Genomic DNA, 10,368 nt, shown 5'->3' on the forward strand with positions numbered 1-10,368 from the left:
GGAAACGGGCTGGTTCAGCCACGATAATCCACCTGCCGAGCTGAATTTCAGACCGGTAGAGAAGGCTATCTTTAACGGCAATCTGGTGGGTGAAAACGGCGCGCCGGGCAGTAACTCTGACATCATCACGGTTGATGGCGATCGGGCTTTTGTACTGCGTATCTCCGCGTATAAGCCGGAAGCTGTTAAACCGCTGGCTGAAGTTAATGCGGAGATTGTCGCTACGCTGAAAAATCAGAAGGCGCAGGCGGAAGCGAAGGCTCAGGCAGAAAAACTGTTGGCGGATCTGCAGGCAGGCAAGGGCGCAGACGCGATGAAAGCAGCGAACCTTAGCTTTAGCGAGCAGAAGACGCTGACGCGTGGCGGTCAGGATGCGGTCACGCAGTCTGCCTTTGCGCTGGCGCAGCCTACTAAAGAGAAACCTGTGTACGGTATCAGTGAAGACGGGCAGGGCAACGTCGTGTTGCTGGCGCTGGAACAGGTACGCAGCGGCACGCTGCCGGAAGCGCAGAAGAAAGCGATGGTGCAGGGCATCACGCAGAACAATGCGCAAATTGCCTTTGAAGCGTTGCTGAGCAACCTGCGCAAAGAAGGCAAAATTAAGTACGGTGCAGCCGCGCAGGCCCAATAAGCCTCGCAAAAATCCTGCAAGTTATTGCAAACTCAAAGGCCGCTTATGCGGCCTTTTCCATTTCTGTCATCTGCTCTTTGAGACGTTGCGGCGTTAAGCGTAGCCTGACGCTGCTGTCAAACACATGGAGGAGAACAGCGTGAAAAAAACCTTACTGGCTTTAGGATTTACCCTGCTACTGAGTGGTGTTTCGCCGTTATACGCCGGGCCTGCTATCGATAACGTCAGTACGCCACAGATCAGCGCGCAGACGGCCGAGGAGAAAAAACTGCCGCAGAGCGAAGCCGTCAGCGTTAATCAGGCTACCGCGGAAGAGCTGAGCGCCGCGATGAACGGCGTAGGGCTGAAAAAGGCGCAGGCGATTATCAGCTATCGTGAACAATACGGGCCTTTCACGCAGATCGAGCAGCTGAAAGAAGTACCCGGCATCGGCAACGCACTGGTAGAGAGGAACCTGACAAAACTGAAACTGTGATCGCTTTCTCGACTTGCGGCTGCGGCTGCACGCGTCAGGCCTGTTGGCTGCTACTCTGGAAGAGGTCATACCAGTCGATATGGCCTTTTCTGAGGAGACGCTATGCAGATTACGATCAAGGTTCGCGGCTATCATCTGGATGTTTATCAACACGTCAACAATGCGCGTTATTTAGAATTTCTGGAAGAGGCGCGTTGGGCCTGGCTGGAAACGCTTTCTGCTTTTCGGTGGATGCACGATAACCGGCTGGCTTTTATCGTGGTAAACATCAACATTAACTATCGTCGCCCGGCCGTACTGGGCGACGAGTTAGCGATTAACAGCCACCTGGTTCAGCTGGGCGGAAAAAGCGGCGTTATTGGCCAGACCGTTACGCTCCTGCCGGAAGGCGAAGCAATAGCCGATGCCACCCTGACCTTTGTCTGTGTCGATCTACGCACGCAAAAAGCGCAGCCGATTGTCGGCGAGCTGAAGCAGCGACTGGAAGAGATGCTGTCAGCGTAAGGCCGTTTTAAGCGGTATTTTCTTTACCAGCGCAGACCGTTTTTGTGCTGCACTTCCTGCCTCACCGCAGCGCTGTTGATCTGATGCGCGGTATTTTCTGCATCAGCGCAGCCCGGTTTTGTGCTGCACGTCCTGTCTCATTACAGCGCTGTTGATCTGATACGCGGTATTTTCTGTATCAGCGCAGCCCGGTTTTGTGCTGCACTTTCTGCCTCACCGCAGCGCTATTGATCTGATGCGCGGTATTTTCTGCATCAGCGCAGACCGTTTTTGTGCTGCACTTCCTGCCTCATTACAGCGCTGTTGATCTGATACGCGGTATTTTTTGTATCAGCGCAGCCCGGTTTTGTGCTGCATTTCCTGCATCACCGCAGCGCTATTAAGCTGGTAATCGCGCAGACCGTTAGCACGCAGGTGACAGGCAGCACATTCGCCACAGCCGTCGCCTTTGATACCGTTATAGCAGGTGAGCGTGTCGTTACGTACCCGCGCCAGCTGCTGCCAGTAGTCTGCCAGCGCCCAGGTTTCGGCTTTATTGAGCCACATCAGAGGCGTTTCGAAACGCACCGCACGTGCCATACCCAGCTCGACGGCATGATTCAGCGCCTTAACAAATTCATCGCGGCAGTCCGGATAGCCGGAGAAGTCGGTTTCGCAAACGCCGGTAATCACCGCTTCGGCCTCAACCTGATAAGCATAAATTGAGGCCAGGGTCAGAAAGAGGATATTGCGACCCGGTACAAATGTACTCGGCAGGCCGCTGGCATCGGGATCCCAGGCCGGAACGGGAATGCTGTCTCGCGTCAGGCTGCTGACCGCCAGCTCGTTGAGCAGCGTGACGTCCAGCACTTTATGCGCCCTTGCACCCAGCGATTGCGCAAGCTCGCGCGCGACCTCGATCTCGGCACGATGCCGCTGGCCATAGTCAAAGGTCAGGCAGTGTACTTCATCATACTGCTGCAAGGCCTGGATCAGGCAAGTGGTTGAGTCCTGTCCGCCGCTGAATACCACTACTGCACGTTTCATACTTTTTACCTCATTAATCTGTTGGGGCGTATGGTACTGCCTGACGTGGCATAAGGGTAGCGGCAGGAACAGTGGGTATCAAATAGCCTGGCGCAGGTCAGAAAGCATTGCGTTGCTCTGGCGGTATCACGCACTGCCATTACAGCAAGCCGGGTGATGTTTCTCTGGCAGTGCGGCCATTTACGCCTGTCGCGCGACAGCCCTTAAATAAATTCATTGTTTCTCTGGGAAACAGCAGACCAGCTGTAACGTATCCGGGGGAAAATTATCTTTTCTGGCCCTGGATAGCAGCAGGTTGAGTGAAATTTATTCTTTCGCTGACGCATACAAAAGATAAAACAGGGTCCAGGCTGTTTTTACCGCGTCTTAAGGCGGAATCCTCCTCCCGCAAATCCTCACGGATGGTGGCCCTTCATGAGGATGCCAGGGCAGAAATGCTTGAAATGGCTGGAACAGGAAGGCTATATTCGCGGCCGGGTTGCACGGGTGGAGGCGGCCCACAGAAATAAATACACCCTGGCGCTGCCGCTGCTAAAGCGCTCGCCCAAACCTGACCAGGACGTTTATTGTGCGACTTTTCAGCCAGTTGAGCTGGTACTTTATGCGTGAATGGCGCCGCTACCTTGGCGCGGTTTTTCTGCTGATTATCATTGCGTTGTTACAGCTACTGCCGCCGAAGCTTGTCGGCACCATTGTGGACGGCGTTTCCCATCAGCAAATGAGCGCTTCGCGCCTGCTGATGTGGGTGGGCGTCATGCTGATCACGGCTATTGTGGTCTACCTGCTGCGCTACGTTTGGCGGGTATTGCTTTTCGGCGCCTCCTATCAGCTGGCCGTCGAGCTTCGCCAGGATTTCTATCGGCAGCTCAGTCGCCAGCATCCCGAGTTTTATCTGCGTCACCGTACCGGCGATCTGATCGCCCGCGCCACCAATGATGTGGATCGCGTGGTATTTGCTGCCGGAGAAGGCGTGCTGACGCTGGTGGATTCGCTGGTCATGGGGTTGGCCGTCCTGGCCGTGATGAGCACGCAAATTAGCTGGCAGCTGACCCTGCTGGCACTGTTGCCGATGCCGGTCATGGCGATAGTGATCAAACGCTATGGCGACCAGCTGCATCACCGCTTTAAAGATGCTCAGGCCGCTTTTTCGTCGCTTAACGACAGAACTCAGGAAAGCCTGACCAGTATTCGTATGATTAAAGCTTTCGGGCTGGAAGATCATCAGTCGGGCCAGTTCGCCGAGATTGCCCGCGATACCGGGCAAAAAAACCTGCGCGTGGCGCGTATCGACGCCCGCTTCGATCCCACTATCTATATCGCTATCGGGCTGTCTAACCTGCTGGCGATAGGCGGGGGCAGCTGGCTGGTCTGGCACGGCCAGATGACGCTGGGCCAGCTGACCAGCTTTGTGATGTATCTTGGCCTGATGATCTGGCCAATGCTGGCGCTGGCCTGGATGTTCAATATTGTCGAGCGTGGCAGCGCGGCCTGGAGCCGTATCCGTACGCTGCTGGCCGAAGCGCCGGCCGTTGAGGATGGCAACAAAACGCTGCCGGAAGATCGCGGCCAGCTGCAAATTGCCATTCGGGAATTTTGCTATCCTGGCGCGCAACAGCCCTCGCTGCGTCACATTAACGCTAACCTTAAACCTGGCCAGATGCTGGGGCTTTGTGGGCCGACAGGGGCCGGGAAAAGCACGCTACTAAGCCTGATCCAACGGCACTTTGACATTGCGCAGGGCGATATTCGCTATCACGGCATCCCGCTGCCTCAGCTGCGGCTGGACAGCTGGCGTAGCCGCATGGCGGTGGTCAGCCAAACGCCGTTCCTTTTTTCCGATACCATCGCCAACAATATTGCGCTGGGTCGGCCTACGGCGCAGCAAAGCGATATTGAGCGCGCCGCAAGACTGGCCAGCGTCCATGAAGATATTTTGCGGCTGCCTCAGGGCTACGATACCGAAGTCGGCGAGCGTGGCGTCATGCTTTCCGGCGGCCAAAAGCAGCGAATATCTATTGCCAGAGCATTATTGCTGAACGCGGAAATCCTGATTCTGGACGATGCCCTCTCGGCAGTTGATGGCCGTACCGAGCATCAGATCCTGCATAATTTAAGAAAATGGGGGGCAGGAAGAACTGTGATTATTAGCGCACACCGGTTGTCCGCCCTGACAGAAGCCAGCGAAATTCTGGTGATGCAGCACGGCACGATCGCCCAGCGTGGACAGCATGAAGCGCTGATTGCTCAGAGCGGCTGGTATCAGGATATGTATCGTTATCAGCAGCTGGAAGCGGCACTGGACGAGGAAGAAATCTCAAAAGGGGTGCCAAATGGCGAAGCTTAATCAGCTCTGGCCTACGCTAAAGCGCCTGCTGAGCTACGGTTCGCCGTGGCGAAAATCACTTGGCCTGGCGATAGTGCTGCTGTGGATAGCGGCGGTGGCGGAAGTGCTTGGCCCGATCCTGGTCAGCTACTTTATCGATAATATGGTGGCAAAGCATTCCATGCCGCTGGGGCTGGTCACCGGGCTGGCGGTCAGCTTTATCCTGCTGCAAATCCTGGCCGCAGCGCTGCATTACTGGCAGTCGCTGCTGTTTAACGAAGCGGCGGTGGGCGTAGTGCAGCGGCTGCGTACGGATGTGATGGATGCCGCGTTGCGCCAGCCGCTCAGCGCTTTTGACACTCAGCCTGTCGGTCAAATTATTTCGCGCGTGACTAACGACACCGAAGTCGTACGCGATCTTTACGTCACGGTGGTCGCTACGGTACTGCGTAGCGCGGCGCTGATTGGCGCGATGCTGGTGGCGATGTTTAGCCTCGACTGGCGAATGGCGCTGGTGGCAATAATGATTTTTCCGGCCGTGTTGACCGTGATGCTGATTTACCAACGCTACAGCACGCCTATTGTACGTCGGGTGCGTAGCTATCTGGCCGACATTAATAACGGTTTTAATGAAGTGATCAGCGGCATGAGCGTGATCCAACAGTTCCGCCAGCAGGCACGTTTTGGTGAGCGGATGAGTGAAGCGAGCCGCTCCCATTATCTGGCAAGAATGGAAACCCTACGGCTGGACGGTTTTCTGCTCAGGCCGTTACTCAGCCTGTTTTCCGCGTTGATTCTGTGTGGATTGATGCTGCTGTTCGGCTTCTCCTCCAACGGCAGCTTTGAAGTCGGCGTCCTTTACGCCTTTATTAATTATCTCGGCAGGCTGAACGAGCCGTTAATTGAGTTAACGACACAGCAGTCAATGCTGCAACAGGCGGTCGTTGCTGGCGAGCGTATTTTTGAACTGATGGACGCGCCGCGTCAGCACTATGGTAAAGATAGCCGACCGCTTGCCTCCGGGCAGATTGAGGTCAAAGCACTGAGTTTTGCCTACCGCGACGATCGCAACGTGCTTAACGACATTAACCTCAGCGTGCCTTCACGGAGTTTTGTAGCGCTGGTCGGCCATACCGGCAGCGGGAAAAGCACGCTTGCCAATTTGTTAATGGGCTATTACCCGGTACGGCAGGGTGAAATTCGTCTGGACGGCAGGCAGCTGACTGAACTTAGCCACGACGTCCTGCGCGAAGGCGTGGCAATGGTGCAGCAGGATCCGGTGGTGCTGGCCGACACCTTTTTCGCTAACGTGGCGCTGGGCCGCTCTGTAAGCGAAGAGGCGGTATGGCAGGCGTTGGAAACCGTGCAGCTTGCCGATCTGGCTCGCTCGCTTTCTGACGGCATCTATACGCGGCTGGGGGAACAGGGAAACAATCTTTCGGTCGGTCAGAAGCAGCTACTGGCCATGGCGCGCGTGCTGGTTGCTTCACCGCAAATTCTGATCCTGGACGAGGCGACGGCCAATATTGATTCAGGAACGGAACAGGCGATCCAGAAAGCGTTAAAAGCGGTTCGAAAGCAAACCACGTTGGTGGTTATCGCTCACCGACTTTCTACCATTGTCGAGGCGGACACCATTATGGTGCTGCACAGAGGCCATGCCGTAGAGCAGGGTGGGCATCAGCAGCTGCTGGCGAAACAGGGCCGCTACTGGCAGATGTATCAGCTGCAGCTGGCGGGTGAGGAGCTGGAAGAGGCCTGACCGTTACGCTGCACTAAAAGCAGGCAGCCACGCCGGTAAAACGGCCGCAATGCACGGTTTCGACGCATAACGCACCCTGATGGTGCGTTTTCTTTTTCCCTCTATGCTTAACGTAACCATCAAGTCGTCAGGCGTGCGCCTTCTCCGCCCACGCGCCTTTTTAATACGCGCGTTTCTTATTTATGGCACAGCCTTTGCTTTGGTTAACGTAGGGCGGAATCACCGTTTTCTTTAGCTGGAGGGGATCGTATGAAGCTGGTTACCGTGGTCATCAAACCGTTTAAATTGGAAGACGTGCGCGAGGCGCTTTCTGCCATTGGCATTCAGGGCCTGACCGTGACCGAGGTCAAGGGGTTTGGTCGCCAGAAAGGCCACGCCGAACTTTATCGCGGCGCTGAATACAGCGTGAACTTCCTGCCAAAAGTCAAAATCGACGTTGCCATAGCGGACGACCAGCTGGACGAAGTCGTCGACGTTATCAGCAAGGCTGCCTACACCGGCAAAATTGGCGACGGCAAGATTTTTGTCGCCGAACTGCAGCGGGTTATCCGTATTCGCACCGGCGAAGCGGATGAAGCCGCACTCTGAATTTCGGGGCTAAGAATCGTGATGGGATGGGATAAAATGAGAAAAACAACGCTGTTCGGCCTCGCCAGCTTCAGCCTGCTGCCGTCACTTGCGCTGGCGGCTTCGCCAGCCGTGGCGGATAAAGCTGATAACGCCTTTATGATGATTTGCACCGCGCTGGTGCTGTTTATGACGCTCCCCGGCATTGCTCTTTTCTACGGCGGCCTGCTCCGGGCCAAAAACGTGCTTTCCATGATGACTCAGGTTTCCGTCACCTTTGCCATGGTGTGCGTCATCTGGATGCTTTATGGCTACTCGCTGGCCTTCAGTACGGGCAACGCTTTCTTTGGTGACTTCAGCATGGCGATGTTAAAAAACATTCAGCTGACGGCGCTGGTGGGCACTATCTACCAATATATTCACGTTTCGTTCCAGGCTTCTTTCGCCTGTATTACCGTTGGCCTGATTGTTGGCGCGCTGGCTGAACGTATCCGTTTTTCTGCGGTGCTGATCTTTGTGGCTATCTGGGTCACCTTTTCCTATCTGCCCATTGCACATATGGTCTGGTCAGGTGGGCTGCTGGCGCAGGATGGCGCGCTCGATTTTGCCGGCGGCACCGTCGTGCATATCAATGCAGCGGTTGCCGGATTGGTCGGGGCTTATCTGGTTGGCAAGCGTGCAGGTTTTGGCAAAGAAGCGTTCAAGCCGCATAACCTGCCGATGGTCTTTACCGGTACGGCCATTCTCTATGTCGGCTGGTTCGGCTTCAATGCCGGCTCTGCCAGTGCCGCTAATGAAATCGCAGCGCTGGCCTTCCTGAATACCGTTATGGCCACGGCGGGCGCGATGCTGAGCTGGACATTCGGCGAGTGGGCGCTGCGCGGCAAACCGTCTCTGTTAGGCGTATGTTCCGGCGCCATTGCGGGTCTGGTAGCGATTACGCCAGCCTGTGGCTACGTTGGCGTAGGTGGCGCGTTGGTTATCGGTATTATGGGCGGGCTTGCGGGCTTGTGGGGTGTTACGGTCCTGAAAAGATGGCTGCGTGTTGACGATCCTTGCGATGTATTCGGCGTGCACGGCGTGTGCGGTATCCTGGGCTGTATTCTGACGGGGGTTTTTGCTTCTTCTTCACTCGGTGGGGTAGGTTACGCTTCAGGCGTAACGATGGGGCATCAGATTTGGGTACAGCTCTACAGCGTGGGTATTACGGTAGTCTGGACCGGCGTAGTCGCTTTTATCGCGTTTAAGGTAGCGGATATGACGGTAGGCCTGCGCGTGCCCGAAGATCATGAGCGCGAAGGCCTGGATGTTAACAGCCACGGCGAAAACGCCTATAACCAGTAAGAGCATAAACGGCTCGCCTGAGTTGTTCTGAATAAAGAACCCCGCAGCGTGCGGGGTTCTTTACGCTACTGACGCAGGCGCATCACGCCTTCCTGCACCGTCGAAGCGACCAGTACCCCATCCTCAGTAAAAAATTCACCGCGCACAAAGCCTCTGGCGCTGGACGCTGAAGTACTCTCCACGCTGTAAAGCAGCCATTGATTCAGGTCGAAGGGGCGGTGAAACCACATCGAGTGATCGATAGTGGCTACCTGCATTCCCGGTTCAAGAAATCCTTTTCCATGCGGCTGCAGGGCAACCGGCAAGAAGTTAAAGTCGGAGGCATAGCCCAGCAGATATTGATGGATGCGCCGGTCATCCGGCATGGGGCCATTGGCGCGTAGCCAGACATGACGCACCGGCTCATCAACATGCCCCTTTAACGGGTTATGGAATTTAACCGGGCGGATTTCAAAAGGTTTTTCCGACAGGAACTTTTCGCGGGCCTTTTCAGGAATAAAATGCGAAAGCTGTTTAGCGATTTCGCTTTCGGTCGTCAGCGCCTCCGGCCCGGGGACGTCAGGCATCGGTTTCTGGTGCTCAAAGCCCGTTTCGGGCGCCTGGAAAGAGGCGGTCATATAGAAAATAGGCTGGCCGTTCTGGATGGCGCTCACCCGGCGAGCGCTAAAGCTATGGCCATCGCGCAGGGTTTCCACATCGTAAATAATCGCTTTCTGACTGTCGCCAGGCCGCAGAAAGTAGCTGTGGAACGAATGGATAATGCGCTCCGCCGGTACCGTCTGCTTGGCCGCATACAGCGCCTGGCCAACCACCTGACCGCCAAAAACCTGACGCAGGCCGAGATCTTCGCTCTGGCCGCGAAACAGCCCTTCTTCCAGCTTTTCCAGATTCATTAAATTTAACAGGTCGTGCAGTGCCTGACTCATGGCGGCTTCCTCAATAGTCGGTTCCCTTTCAGTTTGCGAAACCGACCCCGCTGTCGTCAACGGCAGGAGAGAATATTCTTTCGCACGCTATCCTTATGGGGCTTACAGGCGAAAATCAATAACCTGTGCCAGAATTAAGGCTTATGGGGCAGGCTTGCTGTCCCTTACGTCCCGCATTGATAGCAAGGAGAATAAATCAATGAAACTTTGGCCTGTATTGACCGGCGCCGCTCTGGCGGTTGCACTTTCCGGATGTGCTGATAAAGGTAAAGATGTCCCTACGCCGACGCTGGCTTCTAAAGTCGCGGGGGAGGCAGATACGCTGCGCCAGCCGCACGTTAGCGGGACCATTACGCTCCCTGCCAATGTGCGCCTGCCGCCTGATGCTTCCTTAACCGTGATGCTTTCTGATGCTTCTCTGTCAGACGCCCCGGCAAAAGTGATTTCACAGCGCGTGGTCCTGACCGATGGCAAACAGGCGCCGTTCAAGTTCATCCTGCCTTTTAATCCGGCGGACATTCAGCCTAATGCCCGCATCCTGCTAAGCGCAGCGGTAATTGTCGACCATAACGTCGTGTTAATTGCCGATTCTATTAAGCCGGTGATTAACGGTGGCGGGACGAAAGATCAGACCCTGAATCTGAAAGCGGTGCCGGCGAAAGCCCTGCCAACGGCTCAACGTGCCCCAATGGCAGTTCCCTCGACTTCACCTACGCTGGTGACGCCGACCTCAACCGTTCCCGCGCCGACTTCTCTGTAACAGGCTTCCGCCCCTTTACGGGGCGGTTTATCCCTGCCAGCGGTAGCGTG

At 55.7% G+C, this 10,368-nt stretch carries 9 protein-coding genes and 1 pseudogene; 8 read left to right on the forward strand and 2 right to left on the reverse strand.

Features of this window, described 5'->3' with window-relative positions; translation table 11 throughout:
- The 3 genes and pseudogenes from RTK32_RS13085 to RTK32_RS13095 all read left to right on the forward strand — a co-directional run.
- Positions 1-631: pseudogene (locus RTK32_RS13085) on the forward strand (peptidylprolyl isomerase); the annotation flags it as partial.
- 139 nt (positions 632-770) lie between these two features.
- The gene (locus RTK32_RS13090) at positions 771-1,106 is read left to right on the forward strand and encodes a helix-hairpin-helix domain-containing protein (RefSeq protein ID WP_409451092.1); all 336 of its coding nucleotides are present in this window, start codon (positions 771-773) and stop codon (positions 1,104-1,106) included.
- A gap of 102 nt (positions 1,107-1,208) precedes the next feature.
- Positions 1,209-1,610, forward strand: coding sequence for a YbgC/FadM family acyl-CoA thioesterase (locus RTK32_RS13095; RefSeq protein WP_312044615.1), 402 nt, complete (start codon positions 1,209-1,211; stop codon positions 1,608-1,610).
- Positions 1,611-1,940: 330 nt separating this feature from the next.
- On the opposite strand, the gene queC is transcribed toward RTK32_RS13095, so the two are convergent.
- On the reverse strand, positions 1,941-2,636 hold the full coding sequence (queC, locus tag RTK32_RS13100; protein WP_312044617.1) for a 7-cyano-7-deazaguanine synthase QueC: 696 nt from the start codon (positions 2,634-2,636) through the stop codon (positions 1,941-1,943).
- Positions 2,637-3,204: 568 nt separating this feature from the next.
- Between queC and RTK32_RS13105 the strand changes: the two genes are divergently transcribed.
- From RTK32_RS13105 to amtB, 4 genes are all read left to right on the forward strand, one after another.
- On the forward strand, positions 3,205-4,980 hold the full coding sequence (locus tag RTK32_RS13105) for a SmdA family multidrug ABC transporter permease/ATP-binding protein (protein ID WP_312044619.1): 1,776 nt from the start codon (positions 3,205-3,207) through the stop codon (positions 4,978-4,980).
- Positions 4,967-6,721, forward strand: coding sequence for a SmdB family multidrug efflux ABC transporter permease/ATP-binding protein (locus RTK32_RS13110; RefSeq protein ID WP_312044621.1), 1,755 nt, complete (start codon positions 4,967-4,969; stop codon positions 6,719-6,721). The genes RTK32_RS13105 and RTK32_RS13110 overlap by 14 nt, the downstream gene beginning before the upstream one ends.
- Positions 6,722-6,970: 249 nt before the next feature.
- Positions 6,971-7,309: a P-II family nitrogen regulator gene (gene glnK, locus RTK32_RS13115; protein ID WP_125288441.1), complete on the forward strand. Its 339-nt coding sequence runs from the start codon at positions 6,971-6,973 to the stop codon at positions 7,307-7,309.
- 21 nt (positions 7,310-7,330) lie between these two features.
- Positions 7,331-8,632 (forward strand): ammonium transporter AmtB, encoded by a 1,302-nt coding sequence (gene amtB / locus RTK32_RS13120; protein WP_312044624.1) that lies wholly within the window; start codon positions 7,331-7,333, stop codon positions 8,630-8,632.
- A 65-nt stretch (positions 8,633-8,697) separates the two neighbouring features.
- On the opposite strand, the gene tesB is transcribed toward amtB, so the two are convergent.
- Entirely contained in the window at positions 8,698-9,558 is an 861-nt protein-coding gene (tesB, locus tag RTK32_RS13125) for an acyl-CoA thioesterase II (RefSeq protein WP_312044626.1), read from the reverse strand.
- A gap of 199 nt (positions 9,559-9,757) precedes the next feature.
- Here tesB and RTK32_RS13130 point away from each other — a divergent pair, with 199 nt between their 5' ends.
- Positions 9,758-10,318, forward strand: coding sequence for a YbaY family lipoprotein (locus RTK32_RS13130; protein WP_312044628.1), 561 nt, complete (start codon positions 9,758-9,760; stop codon positions 10,316-10,318).
- Positions 10,319-10,368 lie beyond the last annotated feature (50 nt).

The organism is Erwinia sp. (assembly GCF_031978025.1).
In the GTDB taxonomy this organism is placed as follows: domain Bacteria; phylum Pseudomonadota; class Gammaproteobacteria; order Enterobacterales; family Enterobacteriaceae; genus Erwinia.